Source organism: Peribacillus sp. NPDC097895, from assembly GCF_050277555.1.
In the GTDB taxonomy this organism is placed as follows: Bacteria; Bacillota; Bacilli; order Bacillales; family DSM-1321; genus Peribacillus.
Map to the genome: position 1 here is coordinate 33,057 of NZ_JBNNSH010000010.1, position 24,080 is coordinate 57,136.

Here is a 24,080-nt window from a genome sequence, read left to right on the forward strand (position 1 = left end):
TCTAACAATTACTGCCCTTCTACCAATAATATTGCCATACAGATTATTACTTCAAGGATCTAAATGATACATCTGAAGCGGAGACAACAGGGTGTGATGAACTAACAACGAAAAAGCATGGTGTAAGGAGGTAATTCCTACACCATGCTTTTTTTTGTGTTATTTACGATGCATCTTAAATTCAAGGAAGAGTTCGTTGTAACGTGCCAAGTTTTTCTTCCCTAGGTTTTCGTACACTTCCAGCTTCTCGGTCAGCTCTGGTGATGGATAGAAACGTTCGTCCTTCACCACTTCTTCCGGCATATATTTCAGTGCTTCCTTATTGGGTGTCGAGTAGCTTACATATTCAGCATTCTGTGCCGCCACTTCCGGGTCCAGCATGAAGTTGATGAACTGATGAGCCGCCTCGACATTTTTGGTCGTTTTCGGGATGACCATATTATCAAACCATAAATTGGATCCCTCTTTTGGAACCACGTATTCAAGATCCTCATTTTCAGCCATGATTTCTGAAGCGACTCCCGACCACACAAGACCAATCGCCGCCTCCTGGGCTTCCAATAGCATACGGCTTTCATCTCCAACGATCGCTTTAATGTTCGGAGTGAGTGCATCAAGCTTTGACTTCGCCTCTTGGAGATGTTCATCATCCGTATCATTCAAGGAATAATTCAAAGAGTTCAGCCCCATCCCCATCACTTCTCGGGCCCCATCCGTCAAAAGGATTTCATTTTTTAAATCTTCATCCCATAAATCCGCCCAGGCTGTTATCACTTTGCCTCCGAGCATCTTGGAATTGTAAACAATCCCGACCGTCCCCCAGAAATATGGCACGGAATATTTATTCTCCGGATCGAATGGCAGATCGATGAATCGCTCGTCGATATTTTTCAGGTTGGGAAGCTTGGAATGATCCAAGGGGACCAGCAAGTCTTCTTGTCGCATTTTATCGATCATATATTCAGATGGGATGGCAATATCATAAGTCGTACCTCCCTGTTCGATTTTAGTCATCATGGCCTCATTGGAATCGAACGTCTCATATATGACCTTTATGCCCGTTTCTTCCTCAAAGCGGTCGATTAATTCCGAATCGATGTAATCGCCCCAATTATAGATGGTAAGCGTATTGCTGCTCGTAAAGCCCTGTGATGAATTCAATCTTGAAATCGCATATAAAAGCAACGCGGATACAAGGGAAATGACTAAAAACATTTGGACAAGCTTCTTCATCGTTTCCCCCCCATTCCCGTCTGCCTAACACGTTGAGTGATAAAGTAATAAACGACAACCAACAGTAATGTCACAACGAACAGCAGTGTCGATAAGGCATTAATATTCAAGGAAATCCCACGCCGGGCCAATGAATAGATTTCCACGGAAAGAGTGGAAAATCCATTACCGGTCACAAAAAACGTCACCGCAAAATCATCAAGAGAATAAGTCAATGCCATGAAAAAACCTGCAAAGATACCTGGTAAGATATAAGGAAGGATGACCTTCGTCAATACATCCCATCGGCTTGCCCCTAAATCTCGAGCCGCATCAATTAAGGTAGGGCTCATTTCCTGAAGCTTTGGAAGGACCAGCAGCACAACAATCGGAATGCTGAAGGCAATATGAGACAACAATACCGAGTAGAAACCAAGCTTGATTCCAGCCATTGTGAATAGAATCAGGAAAGAAGCACCTATGATCACATCTGGGCTGACAATCAATACGTTATTCAATGACAATACTGTATTCTTGGCTTTACTGCTCGTAAAGGACCTAATTCCAATGGCTCCAATCACCCCGATGATCGTGGCGATCAATGCAGATAATAAAGCAATCACAAGCGTATTCAATACAATAATCAACAATCTTGTATCTTGGAACAACTCCTTGTACCACTCCATGGTAAACCCTTTAAAGTCATACATCGTTCCGCCGCTGTTAAACGAGTAAAAGACTAAAAAGAAAATCGGTGCATAGAGGATGAGAAATATCAAAACGAGAAACGCTTTTGATAGTGGTGATAATTTATTGCTCAATTTACACACCCTGCTTTCGGTTACCCGTTACAAACATAATCAGGAACATTATAATGATCAAAAATACAGCAATAGTGGAACCCATTCCCCAATCCTGTGTCACGAGAAAATGTTGCTCGATGGCCGTACCAAGGGTAATGACACGGTTACCGGCAATCAACCTAGTGAGCATGAACAATGAAAGTGCCGGGATGAAGACGACCTGGCATCCCGTTTTTACACCATCTATCGTCAATGGAAAAATGACGCGGCGGAATGTCATCCAACGGGACGCTCCCAAGTCATTGGCCGCATCCAAAAGGGTTGGATTCATTTCATCCAGCGCATTGAATATCGGTAAGATCATAAACGGGATGAATATATAAACCGAAACGAATATGAAGCTGAAATCCGTGAAAAGAATTTGCTGCTTGCCGATTCCCAGCGCTTCCAGAAAACCATTCGCCACACCATATGTGCCAAAAATGCCAATGAAGGCATAAGCTTTTAAGAGTAAATTAATCCAGGAAGGTACGATGATCAGTAAAAGCCACAACTGCTTATGCTTTGTTTTCGTTAACAAAAAAGCAGTAGGGTAAGCCACTAAAAGGGATATACCCGTAATCAGGAAGGCATACCAAAATGAGCTTATCGTCATTTTTAAATATACAGGTGTAAAGAACTTTTGATAGTTAACCAAGGATGGATTTCCTTCAATATCGAAGAACGAATAGTAAAGGATTAGCAAAATGGGTGCAATCACGAATAAAGCAATCCATAAGACATAGGGGATGAAGTAAATATTCCGGGATAATTTATTCTTCATGACTTTCCCCATCATGATACGCTTCAAGACGCTTATCGAATTCTTCTTCCGTTTCACCCAATCGCATGACATGAATCGATTCAGGATCGAAATAAAGTCCTATTTCATCGCCAACTGTCACCCTCCTAGTTGATTGGACAAGCCATTCATTTCCATCATGGTCATAGCAGCTTATTTCATAATGAACACCGCGAAATAGCTGAGAGTCCACCCGAACTTGCAGTTTACCGCGATTCGTGGAAGTAATCTGTAAATCTTCCGGACGGATGACGATATCAACAGCTTCATTACTGTTCAAACCTTGGTCGACACATTCGAACTGCCTTCCGACGAATTCCACTAGGTAATCCTCAATCATTTTTCCTTTAACAATATTCGACTCACCAATGAAATCGGCAACGAACCGATTCAGCGGTTCATCATATATATCCGTTGGAGTTCCGCTCTGCTGAATTTTCCCTTTGTTAAGAACAAAAATCTCATCAGACATCGCTAATGCTTCCTCTTGGTCATGAGTGACGAAGATAAAGGTAATACCCAGCCTTTGTTGCAGTTCCCGTAATTCATATTGCATTTCCGTACGCAATTTCAAATCAAGGGCAGATAGCGGTTCATCTAGAAGGATGACCTCCGGTTCATTAACGATTGCCCTGGCAATTGCTACCCTTTGCCGTTGCCCGCCGGACATTTCCCTGATCTCCCGTTTTTCATAGCCATCCAAATTAACAAAGCTTAGAGCTTCCTTCACCTTTTTTTCCACTTCCGGATTTTTCATTTTCTTGATCCGAAGACCGAATGCTACATTTTCAAACACATTTAAATGCGGAAAAAGTGCATAATCTTGAAAAACCGTATTAACTTGCCTTTTATTGGCTGGTACATCATTGATCTTTTTTCCTTCGAAGTAAATATCACCTTTGGATGCTTCCGTAAATCCGGCAATCAAACGAAGGATCGTTGTCTTCCCGCAGCCGGAAGGACCCAAGAGCGTATAGAACTTCCCTCTCTCGATTTCAAAACTAACGTTATCGAGAACGACCGTATCATCATCAAAGTGCTTCGTAACTTGTTCGAAGCGAATTATATTCTCGTTTGCCATAATAGCTACTTCCCTCTTTCCTTACTTCATCTATCTTTACCTTAAACAAACGGTTGCCGTTGTTTTGAATTCTATAGGTATGATTCGGTCACAACGAGCAATAACTCGGATGGACCTTCAAAATCATTGATGATTTGATGTTCATCGGAAGCATGAAAATAAATGGATTCCCCTACATTGACAAAATAAGTATGTATACCAAGTTTTACAATGACCCTACCTTTTAATACATAACCGAATGTTTCCGACAAGGATGGTTCGAATTGTTTAAATTCCCCTTTTTCCTGAAGAGTCAGGCGAATTGGTTCCATTTCCTTCTCATTCGATTCAGGTACAAGCCATTGAATTTGATAGCCTCGTTCCTCATCGATGAAAAAGGTTTGTTCTTCTTCTTCATAGACCACTTTTTGGACCTGATCCTCTTCATCGAAAAACTGCTTCGGCTTGCAGCCGAGTACTTCTAAAATATTGAAAAGCGTTTCAATTGAAGGGGAGCTTAAGTCTCTTTCCATTTGTGAAATATATCCTTTGCTTAAATCCGTTCTTTCTCCCAACTCTTCCTGAGTCAGTCCTTTTTTCAAGCGAAGATTCTTTATTTTCTTTCCTATTTGCATCGTATTACCCTCAATGTAGTTTACTTATAGTAAACACTCAGTGAAAAAAGTTTTGTATAAGTAAACTTTTAGTTTAATTTATCGAATATTATTATACAGGAAATACAGGAAACTTCAAACGAATCCCCAGGATATCCACCACAAAGAAAAAGGGCTGCCAACTGGCAGTCCCCCTTTTACAACTTCGCACAAATCTCTTGCGCTTTCTTTTCTCCATCTGCAATACAGTCCGGTATTCCGACGCCATTGTATGAACAGCCCGCAAGTAGAACATTCGGATAGTTCTCGGAGATTTTCGCCTCCAGAGATTGAACGATTTTGGGATGCTTTATATGGTAGTTCGGCATATTTTCATGCCACCTCGTCACTTCACTCGTCATCGGAGTTCCAGTAATGTGCAAACTATTTTTAATGTCGCCTAAAGCGACATTGATTAATTCCTGTTTTGTAAGGGACCGTAACCGTTCATATTCCGGGCTTGAGCTTTTATAAAAAAGCCTTACTAAAAGCTGACTGTTTTCAGAAGTATGCTCCCATTTCCGGCTCGTCCAGGTACAGGCATTGCAGATCAAATCACTATTATCACCTGCAATGAAACCTGTCCCGTCATCAGGAAGCATGCTGTCCGGTATATCGAATCCAATGTAAACGCTAATCATGGAACTATCGATCAAGCCGTCAAAGTCCTCATCCAACTCCCGATCACCCAATAGTTTCTGGGCGCTGGTATGCGGCGTACTTAGTACGATGTAGTCCGTTTCCAGCTTTTCACCGTTTGCCAATGAAAGGATATACCCCCTATCATTCTTTGTAATTTTTTCCGCCTGTACACCCTTTAAAACTTCCACCATATCAAGGCTTTCCGCAATACGATCAATCAATGCCGATAAGCCATTTTTAAACGAAAGGAACTTCTTATTTCCCTTGCTTTGGTATTTCTGCTTATTTTCCGATAGACCGCGTATGATGCTGCCATATTCATTTTTATAATCCAGCATTTCCGGCAGTGTTTTAGCAATGGTCAATTCATTTAATTTCCCTGAATAAACACCCGAAAGGACAGGTGAAATCTGTTTTTGCACCAATTCCTTCCCTAAGAAACTTTCAAGAAATAAGCCGATTGAGTCATTCTTCGTAAACGTCTCGTTTTTCGTATAGAAATCCTTTAAGGCGTCTACCTTTCCTTGCGCAGATACCAGATCACTGTTCGCCAAAGACTCAATGCTCATTGGAATTCCGAACAAGGCATCTTCAGGGATTTTCTTCAGCATGCCATCCGTATGGATAAATGATTTTCCCGTTGCATTATAGACCACTTGATCCTCTAGATTCAATTCTTCAAGAAATGGTTTTATATTTTGTTTTCTGGCGACGATCGAATCGGCACCCGCTTCTATTTTAAATGGACCGTCATGAACTGTCCTGATTTTACCGCCTAATTTCTCATTACCTTCTATTAATATTAATCGCACGGAAAGATTCCGCGCTTTAGCCGCTTTTTGTAAATAATACATGGTTGATAAGCCGGTAATGCCTCCGCCAACGACTACGACCGTTTTCATTAGGACTACACCTCGATTAACGTAATTTTCATAAGTAAAGTGTACCATAAGGCAGCAGTATTATTAAAAGCTTCCCTCTAAATCATCCAGTTTCCTAAAGCGGCATGTAACAAATTGGACAAAGAAAAAGACCTTCCCCATATCAAAAAGTCTAAATGCCCTCATATATGATACTCCGTTCTTCATTATTCCAAGGTTAAGCTTTAAAGGTGATGGTCTCTATCTCCTGGTCCTGTTCCACATGAGCACACTCCTTATTCATTCGATGCCTCCACTAACCATTATAAGCGCCGCCGAATATATCGACAGCGCTCCTTCATTATGTTCAATAGGTGTTTTCATTGATCGTTAGTGCTTCCCGCAAATTGATTTGCTGGCGAAGTATGTTGGCAACCTCACGGGGGATTTGTCGTTTTTCAAACATTTCCTGTACTTCGTCCCGTTCTGCCTGTATCGCCTTATAGAACAGCTCTCTTTCATATTCGGCCATTTTACTAGGGATACGGCCTCTATTTTCTCGTTTGCATTTTAAAATCAGCACTTTATACTCTTCAATGATCATCGAAGAAGTTGCATGATTTTCAGATATAATGCCTGCTTGTATCTCTTGGATAGCAGCTTTATACATCCGGATTTTAAGTTCTCTGACTTTTTCCAATCTCTCAAGATTGATTTTTCTTATTTCACTTTTATTAGGGAAAAATAATTTAAAAACCCTCAGCATGCTTCTTCTGAAAAGCGTGACAGACCTGAAAAAACGGAACTTCAATCGATTTGTTACGGCACCTTCCATACGCTGGATGTATTCCTTGCATATATATGCCGTCTCCCGGTCCACTCTTTCATCCTTTATAAGTTTATCCAGGAATCTTTGCTCTGCTTCAAGGGCCTTAAAGCGAAGGACCTTCTCTTCTTCCCTTAATGCAGCTGACTCTTTCTCCTGTTCTACATAGGACAATTCATTGATCTTGGTACAGTACCTCGAAATGATCGATAAGGCCGCTTCCCGGTTTTCATCTGTCATTTGGGACTCAACAACCCGAATAGCCGCTTGATGTGTGTGAATGGTCGCAGCTTTTGTCTTGTCAGCCTGCTTATCGACCACTTCCTCTTCTTCTGACCGTGCTATGATTGGCAGAAATACACTCGCAACAATCAAGGTCAGCAATATGACTCCTGCGGCAATGAAGATGATTAACGAACGCTCGGGAAAAGGACTTCCATCTGCCAACACATATGGAATCGAGAAAGAACCCGCTAACGTTACAGCTCCGCGAACCCCTGAAATGGTAATGATTCCGGCTGCTTTGAAGTCTGGCTTTTGGGCGCCTGCTTTTTTCGTGATCCATCCAATCGACCAGGCGGCCGTAAGCCAAATGAATCGTAAAGCGAAGAGGAAAAGTGTAATGATCACGATATAAAGGATCACTTGTCCATTATTGAAGGCCGGATCTTGAAAGATCGTTTTCGCAACGCTTGGGATTTGCAAGCCAAGCAAAACGAAGACTAGTCCATTCAAAACATATAAAATGACGGACCATGTACTCTTTGAGACGACCTGAAGTTCTATTGTTGGTGATATTTCCCGATCTCGTTCAATGGCATGGACAATTCCCCCAGCCACAACCGCTAAAATCCCAGAAAGGTGGAAATGTTCCACAGCGAGGAAAATAATAAAAGGGGTTAGGATTTGGATCAGCATATGCATCGTGACGTCTTCCATCCCTAAGCGGCGAAGAAATACACGAAGTCTGATAATGATGAAAGCTAGTATTGCTCCACCTACAAACCCGCCAATTGCAATCCATATGAAACTGAACGTAGCATCCACTAAGGAGAAAACACCAGTGACTGTAGCTGCAACCGCAAACTTAAAGGCAACTAGACCTGAGGCATCATTCATCAGCCCTTCGCCTTCAAGAAGGTGCATGATGCTCTTAGGTAACTTAACTCGACTCGCCAAAGCGCTAACTGCCACCACATCCGTAGGTGACAAAATGGCCGCTAAAGCGAATGCAGCCGGCAATGGAATCGAAGGAATCATCCAATTGATTAAATACCCACCTGCCCAAACCGTAATGAATACCAGGCCTAATGCAAGCATGAGAATAGGTGCCCTCAACTTCCATAGTGCTGTGCGGGGTACATTTTTCCCATCATTGAATAAAAGGGGTGCGATGAACAACAGCAAAAACAATTCTGTTTCCATCTCTACATGGATACCAAAAGGTAAAAGCGCCAACGTAACACCCAGTGCTATTTGTATTAATGGTACAGGTATAAAGGGTATAAAATGGTTAATTACATTAGACATTCCAATTAATATTAGAAGGGCTAATATAACAAGAAAAAACTCCATACTAACATCTAACATCCTTTCTCATCTATTTACATAACTATAAGCGTAACATATTTATACCCATTCATTCATGCATTAACTATTCTTGCCTGGAATCCTCCCGATAATGTTATCTTTTATAAACGCTTATGACTTTATGCCTGTGTGTGAAGGAATGTCATAAAGATGGAGGATTTGATCACGCCAGTCATGAGCGGATTCCCGCTATCTTCCATGGTATTAACCTCCACAAAAAAAACTGATGAGGCGACATTGCCATAATCAGCTTTTCCTACCTGTTTCAATGAGGATGATCTTTTAGACTAACCACATAACAAGTTTGCTTATGTTCATTGCGCACGCATTACTTGTTTCCTTTCTGCAACACTCATTTTGACCCCGGGACAAATAGACGAAGGTGTTTGTGCAGTACATTTGCCTGAAGAGGAAGAAGGAACCCTTCATCACCATCGATATTGACTGCAAGTTCCTCTGATGTGGATAAATGGAGCTTGGAAGTTTGAATATATTCAACTTCATCATGTCCCTTAATCTCCCCCCTCATTAAACTCGGAATGATCTTGACGATAAGTGGAAGGGATAAATCTTTAATAATGAATGTATGCAGCTTTCCATCATTCACTTTTGCCTCTGGTGCAAGTTGTTCGAAACCGCCGACAGAGTTCGTCATTGTGGCAATCAGTAAATGAGCCTCGCCCAACCACCTTCCCTGATCATGTTCAACCGTTAAAGGAAACGGATTCTTTTTAATGATTGCTTTTGCCCCTTCGATGATATATGCCATAGAGCCAAGACGGGTCTTTTGATCAACGGAAACATTATAGGTAGCCTCGGCAATTGAACCGACTGCCAACACATTCATGAAGTAATGATCATTGATCTTCCCTATGTCGGATTCCTTAGTCTGCCTATCCTTTATTATCTCTATAGCTTCAATAGGTTTCAGGGGTATACCCAAAGATCTAGCAAAATCATTAACGGTCCCTAGTGGAATGATTCCGAAAATTGGCCGATGTTCCTGTTCTCCCAACCCATTCACCACCTCATTCACCGTTCCATCCCCACCCATGGAAATGACAGCATCGAACCTTTCTGTACAAGCTTCTTTAGCAAATTCCGTAGCATCTCCCTCTCCTTCAGTTTCACGAACGATCACTTGATCATACATACCACCAAGCGCTTTTTTTGCATTCGGCAAAATCTTCGCTGCCTTTTCCTTACCTGAAGATGGATTAATGATAATCATCACTTTGGTCATACTCTACCTCCCATTAATGTACTTCTACTAGCAAGTTACCTCTTTCCTGAAGTACTAAAACCATACGGACACTTTTTTTGGTTGTTCGTATCGGCCAAGAGCTCTCATATAATAGCTGCCAATTGTCGATTTCCCCAGATTTCTGAGCAACACGGAATGTGAACAGGTAATCATGAACTTCAAAATCACCTGTTCCACATCTGTTACATTAATTTCTTTTTAAATCGATTAAAAATTGCCGATCCATCTCATTCACTCTTTGTTTTTTCCTTTACAACATGTATTTTTCTTTAATCATCTAATAATTGAGAAGAAAAAAAGGTTGACGATCCCCATACCTATAGGGTTTTCAGACTTGTCATGAAATAAATTTTAAATTTTCTGTAAAATACCTATACAATTTCCAAATTCGGGTATATACTGTATTATAACAACAACCAAACGACACTAACTGTACTATAAAGAGGAGGAGCGAGACATGCAAACAAATCAATCAGATTCATTAATAATCGATTTATTTAAACATTGCCCAGAATGTGGTGAAACACATGTGGACCCTTCAGATTCCTATCTGCTGGAATGCGATCGCTGCCTTTCCAAACGTGAAGAATAAATAGAAAGCAAAAATTAATAAACCATTTAAAAGGAGGAAATGACCATGCAAATGAAAAAATCCATTGAATTTTTCAACAATATCCCTGCTAAACATTGCCCCGAGTGCGGTGACCATATTATTGAACACGCTGAATCTTACTTAATGGAATGTGACCGCTGCCTTTCCAAACGCGAAGACTAATTAATTAAATCTTAAGGAGGAACCTACCATGCAAACGAAAAACCCATTGGAATTCTTCAGGAACCTGCCACCTAAACAATGTACGGAGTGCGGCACACATATCACTGAACAAGCTGAATCCTACCTTTTGGAATGTGATCACTGCCTTTCCAAACGCCAAGACTAATTAAACCTAATCTTAAGGAGGAAACACTATGCAAACGAAAAATCCGTTGGAATTCTTCAGGAACCTGCCACCTAAACAGTGTACGGAGTGCGGTACTCATATCTCTGAACAAGCTGAATCCTACCTTTTGGAATGTGATCACTGCCTTTCCAAACGCCAAGACTAAAATTAAACCTAATCTTAAGGAGGAAACACTATGCAAACGAAAAACCCATTGGAATTCTTCAGGAACCTGCCACCTAAACAATGTACGGAGTGCGGCACTCCTATCACTGAACAAGCTGAATCCTACCTTTTGGAATGTGATCACTGCCTTTCGAAAAAAGATGAATATTAAAAAAAGGTGCTGACATCAAAAAAGCTATAAAAGCCATTTTGATGTCAGCATTATCCCTGCATTCACCAGTGTATTAAATTCCCTCTCTCATTCCCTTTTCTTCCATTCAAAAAAGGATGTCCTGGGACACCCTTGGTTGACACTTATTTTTTACTTACCAATATATTTATCCACATACTTTCCACTGACCTTCCTGCTGCTATACTGTAAGAAGTCCAATGCAAAAATCATGAATTCGAGGCCCAAACGCTTATCCGAACGCATAAAATCCGAACCTAACAGTTTCTCTAACTTTTCGAGCCTATGATAAAGTGTTTGCCGGACAATGAATAGTTGTTTTGAAGTTTCCTGTTTAGATCCGTTACAAGCTAGATAGGTCTTTAAGGTAGGCATTAATTCCCCATTGTTTTGCCTGTCATATTCAATGACAGGACCTAAATATTCGTGCACCGTTTCTTCCAGATTACCATGTTTATTTATGAGGGAAATCATGCGATGCATATGTAAGTCCTGATAAAAAAAGCTTCTGCTCTCCTCTGGTAAGGTATCCTGAAGCAATAAAGTCTCTCTTGCCGTTTCATAACTTTTATAAATCTCACTTAACCTTTGAACATGCTTTCCAAAACCAATGGAAAGCTGACTCATGCGATTACGCCCGCTTACATCCATTTTCATAATACGATCAACTGCGCTTGTCACCCTCGATTTCCAATCCTCAGATGAACGATTATCACCTAAAATAAAAACAAGATGCTGGTGTACTTCCATAGAAAATATCTGAAAGCCGTATTGTTCAAAGACTGTCCTAAACATTATCTTGAAATAAGTTCCATCCAATTTTGCAGAACTTTTATTAAACCTTGAATGCTGCTTGCAAATGCAGACGATTCCGCCATCTAACTGCATTTTCGGATCAACATAAGAAAGCCTCTCTCGGATTGCTTCATCACTATACTCACCTTCAATCCAATTTGTCAGCCATTTACTCTCTTCCGACATTTTCTTTTCTTCTATATATAAATCCCTTAATAGATGTTGTGCCAAAGCGGTAGCCGTCCGATCCAAAATAAGTGAATCAAAGTCCGTCAACGCTCTGTCGTTGCTGCAAATGAGCAGTTCCGCATAATTCTCACCAAGCACTTGAATCGGCTGTCTAAGAACGGTTTTATCCACATTACGCTTTTCTTCATATACGTCCGCTACCATTTGATAGGTTACCTTTTTATTTATTTTTGGAATGCTGGCTATATCATTTTCATTAAAAATAAGAATAACCTGTACATTTAAATAGCTATGGAGAAATTTTAGAATTGGTTCATAATGGTCAATTTCGAGGAGATATTTATTTAACTGCTGGGAGTAGTTTTCTAAGTTGGAGATCATTTGATATTGTTTATTAATGATTAGGGAATGAATATCCTGAGTGATTTCCACGAAAGGGACTTCTTCATGAAAAAGGATGATAGGGAATTGTTGTTCATTTGCAAGATCAATGGCACACTGCGGCACTGCCATCGTGTTGGCGCCCATCTCAATACAGAGTCCAGCCGCATTGCATTCAATTAACTGTTTTAAATAGGAGAGAAGCGTTTCATCACAATCTTTCCAACCTAAACCGGTGGACAGAATAAGTTCATTTCCATTTAACAAATGGCTGATTTGGGTGACTTCCATGCAGTGGACCCACTTCACTCGCCGCTTTATCCCACTGCTACCTGCGATTATATCCGTCAGATTGAAATGCTTGCGCGTTAGAATTTCCTCGATTGTAATCGACGTATTCATCCATCCACATCCTTTTATAAACTGCTTTAAAATCTATTATAAACGGACAATCCTTAAACCTCCAGACACTTGTTAGAAAATCTAACGTCAAAATTCTACATAAAATTCGGCGTTTTTCCATTCACATCGCTGCCAGGCAAACCAAATCCCTCTGTTCATTCAAGTTTTGTCCCTATCATTTCCCCATTAAAGTGAACTTCTAAACACGTACAAAAAAAGGACCCATTCATTGAGGAATAGGCCCACTTCATACCTTTTTCATTTTAATTCAACTTCCTGAAAAGCAGCGTAGAGAAGTATTTTCTTCCTTCCGGGGTTTTGATGTTCAACTGTTTCCACTCCTGCTTCGTCCCTTCAATCAGTTCAAAATCGAGAAAAGCTCCACTTAAATTTTCTGAAACCCGGGTGATTCGATATCCTCTTTCAAGTAAAAAATCGATTTGTTCCCTTTCTAAGCGATAATCTTGATATTCGGACATATCCATTCCCCCCTTTTTTCACACGTTCTCCCGGCCTGTTGCAGCCGTGATGACCATCTCTTCTTCGCGTTCTAAATCTTTTTGGATTTTCCAATCCCTTCCGACTGAAATACCCAAATATTTCTCATCACTGGGATCCATGATTTCAGCTTGCTCATATTTCCTGAACCACCAAAACTTAGCCAATATATAATAACTTGCACTGCCAAGAACAAAACCAACAAGAAACGAATAATTTGAAAAAATCGTTGCACCGATTCCTCCAATCGCCCAAGAAATGATTCCTGCCCAATTCACTCCATTCAAATATTTATACTGACCTTCACTTTCATAGAGTGCTAGTACATTGACTCGTCGTTTGCGGAGGAAGTAATAATCTGCTACCAGGATGCCGACAATGGATGCCAGGATTCCACCTATTATTAATAAAACCTGTATTATAATACCGAACAAACTCCATGGCTGAACGACTATCCCTATGACCCCCGCTACAACGACCCCCGCCCAAAACGGCATTTTAGGACCCATGATATTGGAGAAAATGGTAGCTGCGGGAATGACATTGGCCGTAGTATTCGTCGACCATTGAGCAAATACAATCATGATTAATAGGACGCCGAGAGCAATTCCACTTGCAGAACCCTGTATAGCAACTACTGGGTCGTAATTGGAAACGGCCATATAAGAAACCGCTCCGATAATGACCATGAACGTCTGAGTGATGGGATAGGTGATAATATTCCCAATTATCTGGCCCTTATTGCGCTTAAACCAATTTTTTTCATTTTTTGGTGCCTTTATATAGCGGGAGAGTGTCGGCATATCTGCCGTCAATGTGCCCCAGAATCCCATGTTTGCCATAATGACGACCATGAAAGCCGTAGCAGCAGCCCCGCCAGTGACCGGACTTTCAATCCAGGACCATACATCTCTTCCTTGGGCCACAGCTTGATCGGAAAGGGTAAAATACATCCAGCCAGAAATCAAAATGATAACGGGTGCTGCCAAGTCGGCAAAACGTTCTATCGACTTGATTCCCATTGCCGTGTTCACTAATTGTAAAACGGCAAAAATGAGGAAGCAGATAAACCAATTATCAAAATCAAAGAGGGTTGCAAAGATTGCATTCATTGCCGTTGCTCCAAAGTAGGTGTTAAGACCAAACCAGCATGAAGCTACAAACCCCCGTACAACGGAAGGGATATGGGTGCCAATCGTACCGAACGGCGCCCTCATATAGACAGGGAAAGATATGCCATGCTCAACTCCAATATCGCCTGTCATTGTCATCAAAAAGCCAAGAGCCACACAGGCAATGACCGTTGCGAGAACAACCCAGCCTAAGGATAAACTTTGAACACCGTTCCCACCAATTGCGAAGGCGGCCAACACTACGGCCATGCCCACCCAAATAAAACCAAATCCGGCTGCACTTATGTTTTTCTCATTATGAGGTATAGGCAGCAAATCGGGAGACTTTAAATAATCATTCTTCCCACTCATATCAAATCCCCCTATATTCATTTGCATGATTCCTTACCAAAGTTTCAGACTGGTAGCTTTTTCCCAGCAGCTAGCTTTTGAGCTGTATTGTATTTTGCCCTTTTCAAGAATTGCCCTTTTCCAGCTTCACCTACAAATTGTTTATCTTTAATGACGAATTGCCCTCTAGATAAGACAGAAACCGGTTCTCCTGTAATCTCCATCCCTTCAAAGGCATTATAATCCACTGCCATATGATGAGTATCTGCAGAAATGATCCTTTCCACCTTCGGGTCAAAAATGACAATATCAGCATCCGACCCAACTGCAATCGTTCCTTTCTTAGGGAATAATCCAAAAAGTTTGGCTGCACGTGTAGAAGTTAGATCGACGAACTGATTCAAGGTAATACGCTCTTTCAAAACACCTTCAGAAAAAAGGATACTCATGCGGTCTTCAATCGTGGGACCGCCGTTCGGTATTTTCGTGAAATCTTCACGTCCCAGGTCCTTTTGCCCTTTAAAATCAAAAGAACATTGATCGGATCCTATCGTTTGCAGCTGTCCCATTTTTAAAGCATTCCATAGTACTTCCTGATTCTTCTTCTCCCTTAATGGCGGGGACCATACATATTTAGATCCCTCGAAGTGAGGCTTTTCAAGGTAGGACTGATCAAGGACCAAATATTGCGGACAAGTCTCCCCCCAAATATCAACGCCTTTATTCCTTGCCTCAATTATCTTTTCAACTGCCTCTTCACATGTGACATGTACGACATACAGCTGACCTTTTGCCATTTCCGTCAGTTTAGCTGCCCGTCCAGTTGCTTCTCCTTCAAGCTCTGGTGGCCTTGTTAAAGCATGGTAAATTGGATCGGTGTTACCTTCAGCAAGCGCCTGCTTTGTAAGATAATCGATGACATCACCATTTTCAGCGTGAACCATGACAAGTGCGCCAAGTTCCTTCGCTTGCAACAAAGTGCGGTATAGCGTGGCATCATCGGCTTGAAAAACATTCTTGTAAGCCATGAACACCTTAAAGGAAGAAATCCCTTCATTATCGATGATACTTGGCAATTCAGCCAATACATCATCATTAATCTCACTGATCATTAAATGAAAACCATAATCTATGGCGGCTTTTTCATTGGCCTTTTCATGCCATGTTTCAATCGCTTTCTTTAACGGCACCCCTTTTTCGGTCAAACAAAAGTCGATGACCGTTGTCGTACCTCCATATGCAGCAGCAATCGTACCCGTTTCATAATCATCCTTTGTCGTTGTCCCGCCAAACGGCATATCGAGATGTGTATGTGGGTCAATGCCACCCGGAAAAATATAAGCACCTTTTGCATCGATGACTTCAGCCCCCTCTGCCTGCAGGTCCTTGCCAATCATTGCAATCTTCTCATTTTCTATTAATATATCGGCTTGATACGTATCTGCAGCAGTTGCGATCGTTCCGTTTTTAATGATTTTCTTCATATTAGACCCCTCCATCATTTTACGAAATCAACACTTTCATTACCTATGCTTCCAAGGAATTCTTGGCGTTCATTCCACGTCATAGGTGGTAATTCATTCGTCAATTCAATCATATCGATCGCCCCATCGACCGGGCATACAATCGAGCAAAGATTACAGCCTACGCAATCTTCTTCACGTACTCTCAAGAAGGAGCTGCCTGATGTGTCCTTTAACATATCTATACATTGATGCGAAGTATCTTCACATGCAATATGACATTTGTTGCAATTGATGCACACCTCATTATTAATGCGAGCCACGACCTTATAATTAAGATCTAAATTCCCCCAATCGGAATAGCGCGGTACAGACTTACCGACAATATCCATCACAGATGATATCCCTTTTTCATCCAGGTAATTGGACAGGCCATCAACCAAATCTTCCACTATCCTAAAGCCGTGATGCATGGCAGCCGTACAAATTTGCACTCCCGTTGCACCCATCAACAAAAATTCAACTGTATCCTGCCAATTTGATATTCCTCCTATTCCGGAAATGGGAACATTAATAGCTGGATTCCTTGCACACTCTGCCACCATGTTTAAAGCGATGGGCTTCACCGCAGGACCACAGTACCCTCCATGAGCCCCCTTGCCGCCTACATGGGGAATCGTGTTCCATGAATGGATATCCACTCCGGCCAAGCTGTTAATCGTATTGATCATACTAATAGCATCCGCGCCACCGCGTACCGCCGCTTCCGCCGTAACCGTAATGTCTGTTATATTGGGGGTAAGTTTGACAATGACAGGTTTGGATGCAGCTTCCTTTGCCCAATATGTTTGCTTTTCCACTAGTTCTGGAACCTGTCCCGAAGCGGCCCCCATCCCACGCTCAGCCATTCCGTGCGGGCAGCCAAAGTTCAACTCGTAACCATCAACCCCCACGTCCTCTATCCGCTTGATGATCTCATGCCACTTTTCCTGTCGTGGCTCTACCATTACGGATGCAATGATTGCATGATCGGGGAACCTCTTTTTCGTTTCATATATTTCTTTCAAATTCACTTCAAGCGGCCGATCCGTAATTAATTCTATATTGTTGAACCCGGCAACTCTCTGCCCATTAAAACTAACAGCCGCAAAACGTGATGAGACATTCAGGATGGGATCGCCCAATGTCTTCCAAACAGCGCCTCCCCAGCCAGCTTCAAACGCCCGTTGTACTTGATACCCCGAATTCGTAGGTGGTGCTGAAGCAAGCCAAAAAGGATTGGGAGATTTAATACCTGCAAGATCAATTGATAAATCAGCCATGATTAGCCTCCTAATTTTCATTATTATTAAGCAATATCCACCGCTTCGCCCATTAAAGTCAGGTCGATTTCATAGGCTGTCTTCTTTCCTTGCTGGGCAGCTGAAACAACCATTGCCTCACCTTGGCCTTTTCCAAAAATCACATCCCCGCAGGCAAAAACCTTTTCATTCGATGTTTTATAGGAATCCCCTTCCAATATAACGACGCCATCATCATGTTGTATGCCAAACTGTTCAATTAATCCTACATATCTGGATTGACCTATGGCACGGATGACTCCATCTACTGGTATGACGAACTCCGATCCAGAAATCGGGACTGGACGGCGCCGCCCATCTTCCCCAGCCTCGCTAAGTACCATTTTCACACACTCGATGCCCGTTACCTGACCACTATCATTCGATAAGATCCTCGAGGGATTAGTCAGCCAATGAAAACCGACACCTTCTTGTTTGGCGAACTCATATTCAAAATCATAAGCTGTCATTTCCTTTTGGGTACGACGATAGATAATCCCCACTTGTTCGGCACCAAGGCGTACAGAACAAGTCGCGGCATCAATCGCTGTATTCCCAGCCCCAATTACCGCCATCTTCTTCCCGATGAATTTATCAGTAAGGGCCTTTGTTTTCGTTGCCTTGACGAATTCGATTGCATCATAAACCTCAGCCAGGTCTTCTCCTTCAATTCCAAGCTTCGGAACATCGGACATGCCGATTGCTAAAATGACAGCATCATAGTCGGCAGTTAGCTGATTTGCAGAAACATCAACCCCGACACGTGTATTCGTTTTAATTTCAACATCAAGACTCTTTACTTGTTCCACTTCCCAATAAGAAATGCTCTGAGGCAAACGGAAGGATACAATTCCGTAAGTATTTAAACCGCCTGGATTTTTTTCAGCTTCGAAAATGGTTACGCTGTAGCCAAGCAAGGCTAATTCCCTTGCTGCAGATAAGCCCGCTGGACCGCTTCCTACAATGGCAACCTTTTTGCCATTCTTTTTCCCGGCCTTGAATAGAGCTTGTTTATTTTGGATGGCCCAATCTGTGGAATAACGCTGGAGATTGCCAATCATGATTGGCTTTGTAGAATGGTTTAGGACACATGCCCCCTCACATAACTCTTCAGTCGGACATACCCGCGCACAGCTGGCACCGACAGGATTGGCCGTCATGATCGTCTTGGCAGATCCTTTAATATTGCCTGACGCTATTTTCTTAATAAAACTTGGAATATCTATCCCAGTTGGACAGGCTTGGATACATGGGGCATCATAGCAGTATAAACATCGATTCGACTCTTCCAAAGCTTCCCTTGGGGACAAACCCCTCTCCGCTTCATGAAAGTTCATTTCAAGGCTACCTTTTATCGGGCTCGACATACTCATCTACTATTCTCCTTCCAAACATTCATTTGTAAAAAATAAAAAAGGAGGAATTGTGCATAAATACATTTCCCATCCTTATATACAAAGGATTCAAACAGTGCCTACATGGTTTTTCAACATTTATTCATCAGACAATCTTGGCGATAGATTTAAAAATCCTCTCATTCCTTTTTTGTTTTCTATCATTCTCTCACTGGCCATGCCTCGGTCCTTGCTTCCTCCAGTCATTAATGCCCCCCTATTACTCTTAAAAACTCAAATTCCGGCATTTAACCTGATAAATGAGTATTCTTTATTTTATACTGATAAAAAGTAAGATACATTATACAAAGTGTAAAGTATTACCAGTTGTTACATATGCAATATGTAATATTCATGTTATATTTCCTAACAATAAATGATAAGCGTCGTCATTTTTCTACAACCACTCTTACTATTCTTCAAACTTAAAGGATGCTCATTCCTGATTTGTCCTGAAAACCAACTTATCAACACTTTGTCCACATAAGTAAAAGCCCAGAAACTTTATTCGAGTTTTTCTGGGCTTTTTATTTTTATCCACAGTTTATACACAAAAAATATGGATTAAATCTCTGTGATTGTGCAGAACAGAAGCACTCACTTAAAAGTTATCCACATTAACAAACTTGTTTTTCCACTTATCAACAATCCACCACCAACTTATCAACAGGCGTTTCATTCTGGGTGAATAACGTATGAATGATATTTCTCATAATCTGTTTTCTTGCACTCAAGCCTTATTCGGTATCCATTTTCTTCATATTCCGTTTCCGTTATATGGCCATTTTCATTGAAGTAAGAAACCAACTGTCCTTGATCAAATGGAATCAGCATTTCACAGCGAATATAGTCCACAAAAATATGTCCGCGAATTTGATCGATCAATTCCTCGATGCCGACTTTGTTTTTTGCTGACATATATACAGAGCCACGATTCACCCGCGGAAGTTCCAAACTGGTAAGATCCGCTTTATTATAAGCGAAAATCGTTGGAATCCCTTTAATCCCTATATCAGCTAAGGTCTGTTCAGTTATCTCTATTTGATGCTCATGGTTGGGGTTGGAAAAATCGACAACATGGATCAATAGGTCAGCTTCTACCACTTCTTCTAGTGTAGATCGAAATGCTTTCACAAGATGATGCGGCAATTTAGAGACAAAGCCCACCGTATCCGTCAATAAGAATTCCTTCTTATCCGGGAGCGGAATGTTTCGTACGGATGTCTCAAGAGTAGCAAACAGCATATCCTTTTCCAAAACCTGCTTCTCGGCTGTTGGATGAAACATCTCAATTAAAGCATTCATAATTGAAGATTTCCCTGCATTCGTATAACCGACTAAAGATACGACAGGGATGGCATTCTTCTTACGCTGTTTCCTCTGCGTTTGCCTGTGTGCAACAAGGTCTTCCAGTTCTTTATTCAATACTCTTATATTTTCTTCGATTCGCCTGCGGTCAAGCTCTAGCTGCTTTTCACCGGCTCCTTTGTTTGTACCGACTCCGCCACTCTGACGGCCTAGTGATTCCCTTAAACCGACGAGACGCGGGAGCATATACTGAAGCTTTGCCACTTCCACCTGAAGCTGCGCTTCCTTCGTTTTCGCCCGATGCGCAAAGATATCCAGAATCAAGATTGTCCGATCGATCACCTTGCAATCCATGTCCCTCTCCAGATTCCGTAGTTGCGAAGGGGAAAGCTGATCATTAAAAATGACAACGTTTGCTTCTTTATAGTCAACGAGATTTTTTACTTCCTCAATCTTTCCGGTCCCGATAAAATGTGATGAGATCACCCGTTGCAAATTTTGTGTGATGGTCCCTACAACCTCTACCTCACATGCCTCCGTTAAATTTGCCAATTCCTCCATCGAATACTCAAAATCCTTTTGGCCATTGAGATTAACTCCAACCAAGATTGCCCTTTGTTGTAATTCCATCCTTTCAAATCCCTTCTTTACATGCCTTACTCCTTATAACCGCATGCTGCACTAAAAGTCAGCCACATTGTAGCATACTACCCACTGCATGCATAACGATTGCTTTTCCGAGCGAAATGTTCTTATTAGAATTCCTTTTATTAAAAAGATAATTCAACAAAAAATGGCAGGACTCATTAAACTGAAGGTTCGGATTCTCATAAATTGCCTTGGACCTTTCTTATCAGTTTTCTTAAAAAATAAAAAGGCAGAGAGTTTTCTCCCTGCCTTTTCGCTATAATTCACTGCTTAATATTATATCCCCTATTGGAGCTTTGCTTTTTTTCCGTGGACTCAAGCGTAATTGCAACAGTATCCCACTTATGCTCCTCCGTTTCATCCAGTGGATAAGACACGGCTCCCAAACCATCGCTGTTCAGTACGAATGTTCCAGCCCTGTATGGCTTTCCCTTCTCTCAAAAGAAAAATGGATGCATTTTTTCAAAGTTTCACATGAAACAATTGGAAAGTTGCGTAAAAAAGCTCCCCAGCACATAAAAGCACGGAGGAGCTACTATTCTTCTATTCTTTGATTCTCAGTAATCGAAGACTGTTCAATGTAACTAATAAAGTCGCACCCATGTCTGCAAAAATCGCCATCCACAGTGTTAACCAGCCTGGTGCGATCAATAATAAGGCCAAGATCTTAATCACCAAGGAAAACGTGATGTTTTGCTTAATGATCGTTAATGTTTTGCGACTTAAGCGAATTGTATAAGGCAGCCTAGATAAGTCATCACCCATTAGGGCAATATCGGCTGTTTCAAGGGCCGTATCAGTACCCGCCCCACCCATCGCAATTCCTACCGTGGAAGCTGCCAAGGCCGGGGCATCATTGACACCATCACCTACCATGGCCACTCGATTGTATTTTTGCTTCAATTGTTTGATGATGGTCAGTTTATCTTGGGGCAATAGCTCCGCCTCAATCTCATGAACACCAGCGGCTGATCCAATCGCATTTGCCGTGCCGATATTATCCCCGGTCAACATGATCGTTTTTTCAATGCCCAATGCATGCAGTTTCCGAATTGCTTCCTTACTGCTCTCCCTTATTTCATCAGCCACCGCGATAAGTGCCAGGGGCTTTATTTGATCGCCAAGCACCATCACCGTTTTTCCTTCTTTTTGAAAGCCGCTGATTTGTTTGAGGATGTCATCAGAAAAATCTAAACCCGCCACTTCTTCAAAGAAATTTGGTTTACCAATGTAATAGATTTCGTGATTGATTTTCCCTTTTATGCCTTTCCCAGTGATGGCAGTAAAATCATCTACCACTATGGAAGGATAGTCCACGTCATGTTTTTCCGCTTTTTTGAGAATGGCTGTGGCAAGGGGATGTTGTGATCTGCTTTCTAAAGCTGCAGCGATTCCCATCACGTCCTGTTCATTCAACCCATCATCCAACACTGTGAAATCAGTCACTTCAGGTACGCCCTTTGTTAAGGTACCCGTCTTATCAAACGCAATCGCATTTATTGCTCCTGCTTCCTCCAGATGGACCCCACCTTTAATCAAAACCCCATTTTTCGCGGCATTCCCGATGGCTGTCACAATAGCAATTGGCGTAGAAATGACCAAAGCACAAGGGCAGCCGACAACGAGTACAGCCAATCCACGATAAATCCATTCACTCCAATCCCCGTTCATTACAAGCGGAGGTATTATAGCAATGGCCAAGGCAATAAGCATGATCGCGGGCGTATAGAATTTTGCAAATTTATCCACGAAGGCTTGGGAAGGCGCTTTTTCAGCCTGTGCTTCTTCAACAAGGTGAATGATTTTTGCTATCGTCGTATCCTCGACTCGCTTCGTGACCTCTACCTCCAGCAACCCTTCACCATTTAATGTTCCGGCAAATACTTCACCATCAACCGTTTTAAAAATCGGCTCGGATTCGCCGGTAATGGCTGCTTGATTAAGTGTCGAAGCCCCTTTTAGGATTTTTCCATCCATAGCAAGCTTCTGACCGGGTTTAACAATCATGATGTCGCCCACTTCAATCTCATCGACACCAATCATGATTTCGTGATGCCCTCTGCGGATCAAGGCTTCTTTAGGCGCGATATTCATTAATGATTCTATAGAATTCCGCGCTTTATCCATCGAGTATTTTTCCAGCGCTTCACTGATTGCGAATAAAATGACGACAGTTGCCCCCTCGCCCCATTCACCGAGCACGGCTGCTCCGATGATGGCAACCGTCATCAGTGTGTGCATATCAAAGCGAAGAGTGACAAGATTTTTCAACCCATTGAGGAATAATGAATATCCTCCAACTATGATGGCAGCCGCATAACCGAATATCGACATGATGCTTTCATCACCATATTGTTTATCCAATAACCAACTGACTAACAGAAGTATAGTCGAGCAAACCACTTTAATATTTTCTTTTTGCTTCCAAAATGGTTCCTTTTGTGTCACCTGTTCCTGTTCATCCCGGATTCTCAGGTTATCAAATGCCCCTGCCTTTTCAATCTCTTCAATTGTCGCACTTCCCTGTACCGAAATCTTCGAAGCCCCAAAGTTGATTTTGGCTTCCTTCACACCGTCTAGATCACGGACATTGTTCTCAAACTTAGCTGCACAGTTCGTGCAGGAAAGACCCTGAATACGATACGTTTTTAATGGGGACTCAGCCATCGACCCTTACCTCCTGCTGATGTTCTAATGCAATGAGAATTAATTGCTTAATATGGTGATCATCCAATGAATAAAAAGCTAACTTACCTTCTTTTCGAAATTTTACGATTGCATGTTTATAGAGGGTACGAAGATGATGTGACGTTGTCGCCATGGAAGCACCAATGATATTGGCCAAATCGCATACACACAATTCCTCGTCCGTACAAAGCGCATAAGCTATTTTCGCCCGATTTTCATCGCCTATCACCTTGAACAGCTTCGATATGCTGGATATATTCACCTGGCTCATTTCCGTTTGAATGCGATTAACCTTTACCTCATCATGCAGATGGACATCACACATATCTTTCAGTTCCATCATCTTTTCACGCCCCTCATTCAAATGTTCGTTTGATTATAATATAACACAATTCCCAAAATATTCAAACCTGTATTTGAATGTAAAGAATCTTTCTCCTTCCTCCAAATCGCCTTAGTGAAAG

At 41.7% G+C, this 24,080-nt stretch carries 22 protein-coding genes; 5 read left to right on the forward strand and 17 right to left on the reverse strand.

Going from position 1 to position 24,080, the window contains the following annotated elements:
* Positions 1–159: 159 nt before the first annotated feature.
* From ACQKMH_RS26185 to ACQKMH_RS26220, 8 genes are all read right to left on the reverse strand, one after another.
* Complete coding sequence (locus ACQKMH_RS26185; protein ID WP_427590251.1) at positions 160–1,233, reverse strand: ABC transporter substrate-binding protein; 1,074 nt, start codon at positions 1,231–1,233, stop codon at positions 160–162.
* Complete coding sequence (locus tag ACQKMH_RS26190) at positions 1,230–2,033, reverse strand: ABC transporter permease (RefSeq protein ID WP_230161203.1); 804 nt, start codon at positions 2,031–2,033, stop codon at positions 1,230–1,232. The genes ACQKMH_RS26185 and ACQKMH_RS26190 overlap by 4 nt, the downstream gene beginning before the upstream one ends.
* A gap of 1 nt (position 2,034) precedes the next feature.
* Entirely contained in the window at positions 2,035–2,838 is an 804-nt protein-coding gene (locus ACQKMH_RS26195; RefSeq protein ID WP_427590252.1) for an ABC transporter permease, read from the reverse strand.
* On the reverse strand, positions 2,828–3,937 hold the full coding sequence (locus ACQKMH_RS26200; RefSeq protein ID WP_427590253.1) for an ABC transporter ATP-binding protein: 1,110 nt from the start codon (positions 3,935–3,937) through the stop codon (positions 2,828–2,830). Before ACQKMH_RS26200 ends, ACQKMH_RS26195 begins: the two co-directional genes overlap by 11 nt.
* A 71-nt stretch (positions 3,938–4,008) precedes the next feature.
* The gene (locus ACQKMH_RS26205) at positions 4,009–4,551 is read right to left on the reverse strand and encodes a helix-turn-helix domain-containing protein (RefSeq protein ID WP_427590254.1); all 543 of its coding nucleotides are present in this window, start codon (positions 4,549–4,551) and stop codon (positions 4,009–4,011) included.
* A 176-nt stretch (positions 4,552–4,727) separates the two neighbouring features.
* The gene (locus ACQKMH_RS26210) at positions 4,728–6,113 is read right to left on the reverse strand and encodes a protoporphyrinogen oxidase (protein WP_427590255.1); all 1,386 of its coding nucleotides are present in this window, start codon (positions 6,111–6,113) and stop codon (positions 4,728–4,730) included.
* Positions 6,114–6,438: 325 nt separating this feature from the next.
* Entirely contained in the window at positions 6,439–8,472 is a 2,034-nt protein-coding gene (locus tag ACQKMH_RS26215; protein ID WP_427590256.1) for a Na+/H+ antiporter, read from the reverse strand.
* Positions 8,473–8,839: 367 nt separating this feature from the next.
* The gene (locus ACQKMH_RS26220; RefSeq protein ID WP_427590258.1) at positions 8,840–9,730 is read right to left on the reverse strand and encodes a diacylglycerol/lipid kinase family protein; all 891 of its coding nucleotides are present in this window, start codon (positions 9,728–9,730) and stop codon (positions 8,840–8,842) included.
* 478 nt (positions 9,731–10,208) lie between these two features.
* On the opposite strand from ACQKMH_RS26220, the gene yhfH (ACQKMH_RS26225) reads away from it, so the two are divergent.
* The 5 genes from yhfH (ACQKMH_RS26225) to yhfH (ACQKMH_RS26245) are packed head-to-tail and all read left to right on the forward strand — an operon-like array spanning position 10,209 to position 11,029.
* Positions 10,209–10,343: a protein YhfH gene (gene yhfH / locus ACQKMH_RS26225; protein ID WP_427590259.1), complete on the forward strand. Its 135-nt coding sequence runs from the start codon at positions 10,209–10,211 to the stop codon at positions 10,341–10,343.
* 45 nt (positions 10,344–10,388) lie between these two features.
* Positions 10,389–10,526 (forward strand): protein YhfH, encoded by a 138-nt coding sequence (yhfH, locus tag ACQKMH_RS26230; protein WP_098372156.1) that lies wholly within the window; start codon positions 10,389–10,391, stop codon positions 10,524–10,526.
* A gap of 28 nt (positions 10,527–10,554) precedes the next feature.
* Positions 10,555–10,692 (forward strand): protein YhfH, encoded by a 138-nt coding sequence (gene yhfH / locus ACQKMH_RS26235; RefSeq protein ID WP_427590260.1) that lies wholly within the window; start codon positions 10,555–10,557, stop codon positions 10,690–10,692.
* A 28-nt stretch (positions 10,693–10,720) separates the two neighbouring features.
* Positions 10,721–10,858: a protein YhfH gene (gene yhfH, locus ACQKMH_RS26240; protein ID WP_427590261.1), complete on the forward strand. Its 138-nt coding sequence runs from the start codon at positions 10,721–10,723 to the stop codon at positions 10,856–10,858.
* A gap of 30 nt (positions 10,859–10,888) precedes the next feature.
* Positions 10,889–11,029, forward strand: coding sequence for a protein YhfH (yhfH, locus tag ACQKMH_RS26245; RefSeq protein WP_241582016.1), 141 nt, complete (start codon positions 10,889–10,891; stop codon positions 11,027–11,029).
* Between the two features lie 150 nt (positions 11,030–11,179).
* Here the strand turns inward: yhfH (ACQKMH_RS26245) and ACQKMH_RS26250 are convergent, their stop codons facing one another.
* The 9 genes from ACQKMH_RS26250 to ACQKMH_RS26290 all read right to left on the reverse strand — a co-directional run bounded on the left by ACQKMH_RS26250 (position 11,180) and on the right by ACQKMH_RS26290 (position 23,956).
* A complete protein-coding gene (locus tag ACQKMH_RS26250; RefSeq protein WP_427590262.1) occupies positions 11,180–12,814 on the reverse strand; it encodes a PucR family transcriptional regulator in 1,635 nt (544 codons plus the stop codon).
* A gap of 263 nt (positions 12,815–13,077) precedes the next feature.
* Positions 13,078–13,293 carry a hypothetical protein gene (locus ACQKMH_RS26255; protein ID WP_427590263.1) on the reverse strand — a complete coding sequence of 72 codons (216 nt, stop codon included), beginning with the start codon at positions 13,291–13,293 and terminating at the stop codon, positions 13,078–13,080.
* Between the two features lie 18 nt (positions 13,294–13,311).
* Positions 13,312–14,796, reverse strand: coding sequence for an NCS1 family transporter (locus ACQKMH_RS26260; RefSeq protein WP_427590264.1), 1,485 nt, complete (start codon positions 14,794–14,796; stop codon positions 13,312–13,314).
* A gap of 44 nt (positions 14,797–14,840) precedes the next feature.
* On the reverse strand, positions 14,841–16,259 hold the full coding sequence (gene hydA, locus ACQKMH_RS26265) for a dihydropyrimidinase (RefSeq protein WP_427590265.1): 1,419 nt from the start codon (positions 16,257–16,259) through the stop codon (positions 14,841–14,843).
* Positions 16,260–16,273: 14 nt separating this feature from the next.
* Positions 16,274–17,560, reverse strand: coding sequence for an NAD-dependent dihydropyrimidine dehydrogenase subunit PreA (gene preA / locus ACQKMH_RS26270; protein WP_427590266.1), 1,287 nt, complete (start codon positions 17,558–17,560; stop codon positions 16,274–16,276).
* A gap of 26 nt (positions 17,561–17,586) precedes the next feature.
* On the reverse strand, positions 17,587–18,945 hold the full coding sequence (locus tag ACQKMH_RS26275) for an NAD(P)-dependent oxidoreductase (protein WP_427590289.1): 1,359 nt from the start codon (positions 18,943–18,945) through the stop codon (positions 17,587–17,589).
* A 702-nt stretch (positions 18,946–19,647) separates the two neighbouring features.
* Positions 19,648–20,910: a GTPase HflX gene (hflX, locus tag ACQKMH_RS26280; protein ID WP_427590267.1), complete on the reverse strand. Its 1,263-nt coding sequence runs from the start codon at positions 20,908–20,910 to the stop codon at positions 19,648–19,650.
* Between the two features lie 561 nt (positions 20,911–21,471).
* On the reverse strand, positions 21,472–23,595 hold the full coding sequence (locus ACQKMH_RS26285) for a heavy metal translocating P-type ATPase (protein WP_427590269.1): 2,124 nt from the start codon (positions 23,593–23,595) through the stop codon (positions 21,472–21,474).
* Positions 23,588–23,956, reverse strand: a complete 369-nt coding sequence (locus tag ACQKMH_RS26290) for an ArsR/SmtB family transcription factor (protein WP_427590290.1) — start codon at positions 23,954–23,956, stop codon at positions 23,588–23,590. Before ACQKMH_RS26290 ends, ACQKMH_RS26285 begins: the two co-directional genes overlap by 8 nt.
* Positions 23,957–24,080 lie beyond the last annotated feature (124 nt).

What these genes read in the sequence shown, in the direction of transcription:
- ACQKMH_RS26215 (WP_427590256.1), bottom strand. Translation starts at nt 8,472, where the DNA reads ATGGAGTTTTTTCTTGTTATATTAGCCCTTCTAATATTAATTGGAATG.
- yhfH (WP_241582016.1), top strand. Translation starts at nt 10,889, where the DNA reads ATGCAAACGAAAAACCCATTGGAATTCTTCAGGAACCTGCCACCTAAA.
- ACQKMH_RS26290 (WP_427590290.1), bottom strand. Translation starts at nt 23,956, where the DNA reads ATGGAACTGAAAGATATGTGTGATGTCCATCTGCATGATGAGGTAAAG.
- ACQKMH_RS26205 (WP_427590254.1), bottom strand. Translation starts at nt 4,551, where the DNA reads ATGCAAATAGGAAAGAAAATAAAGAATCTTCGCTTGAAAAAAGGACTG.
- ACQKMH_RS26260 (WP_427590264.1), bottom strand. Translation starts at nt 14,796, where the DNA reads ATGAGTGGGAAGAATGATTATTTAAAGTCTCCCGATTTGCTGCCTATA.
- ACQKMH_RS26210 (WP_427590255.1), bottom strand. Translation starts at nt 6,113, where the DNA reads ATGAAAACGGTCGTAGTCGTTGGCGGAGGCATTACCGGCTTATCAACC.
- hflX (WP_427590267.1), bottom strand. Translation starts at nt 20,910, where the DNA reads ATGGAATTACAACAAAGGGCAATCTTGGTTGGAGTTAATCTCAATGGC.
- ACQKMH_RS26285 (WP_427590269.1), bottom strand. Translation starts at nt 23,595, where the DNA reads ATGGCTGAGTCCCCATTAAAAACGTATCGTATTCAGGGTCTTTCCTGC.
- preA (WP_427590266.1), bottom strand. Translation starts at nt 17,560, where the DNA reads ATGGCTGATTTATCAATTGATCTTGCAGGTATTAAATCTCCCAATCCT.
- yhfH (WP_427590260.1), top strand. Translation starts at nt 10,555, where the DNA reads ATGCAAACGAAAAACCCATTGGAATTCTTCAGGAACCTGCCACCTAAA.
- yhfH (WP_098372156.1), top strand. Translation starts at nt 10,389, where the DNA reads ATGCAAATGAAAAAATCCATTGAATTTTTCAACAATATCCCTGCTAAA.
- ACQKMH_RS26200 (WP_427590253.1), bottom strand. Translation starts at nt 3,937, where the DNA reads ATGGCAAACGAGAATATAATTCGCTTCGAACAAGTTACGAAGCACTTT.
- ACQKMH_RS26185 (WP_427590251.1), bottom strand. Translation starts at nt 1,233, where the DNA reads ATGAAGAAGCTTGTCCAAATGTTTTTAGTCATTTCCCTTGTATCCGCG.
- yhfH (WP_427590259.1), top strand. Translation starts at nt 10,209, where the DNA reads ATGCAAACAAATCAATCAGATTCATTAATAATCGATTTATTTAAACAT.
- hydA (WP_427590265.1), bottom strand. Translation starts at nt 16,259, where the DNA reads ATGAAGAAAATCATTAAAAACGGAACGATCGCAACTGCTGCAGATACG.
- yhfH (WP_427590261.1), top strand. Translation starts at nt 10,721, where the DNA reads ATGCAAACGAAAAATCCGTTGGAATTCTTCAGGAACCTGCCACCTAAA.
- ACQKMH_RS26255 (WP_427590263.1), bottom strand. Translation starts at nt 13,293, where the DNA reads ATGTCCGAATATCAAGATTATCGCTTAGAAAGGGAACAAATCGATTTT.
- ACQKMH_RS26195 (WP_427590252.1), bottom strand. Translation starts at nt 2,838, where the DNA reads ATGAAGAATAAATTATCCCGGAATATTTACTTCATCCCCTATGTCTTA.
- ACQKMH_RS26220 (WP_427590258.1), bottom strand. Translation starts at nt 9,730, where the DNA reads ATGACCAAAGTGATGATTATCATTAATCCATCTTCAGGTAAGGAAAAG.
- ACQKMH_RS26250 (WP_427590262.1), bottom strand. Translation starts at nt 12,814, where the DNA reads ATGAATACGTCGATTACAATCGAGGAAATTCTAACGCGCAAGCATTTC.
- ACQKMH_RS26275 (WP_427590289.1), bottom strand. Translation starts at nt 18,945, where the DNA reads ATGTCGAGCCCGATAAAAGGTAGCCTTGAAATGAACTTTCATGAAGCG.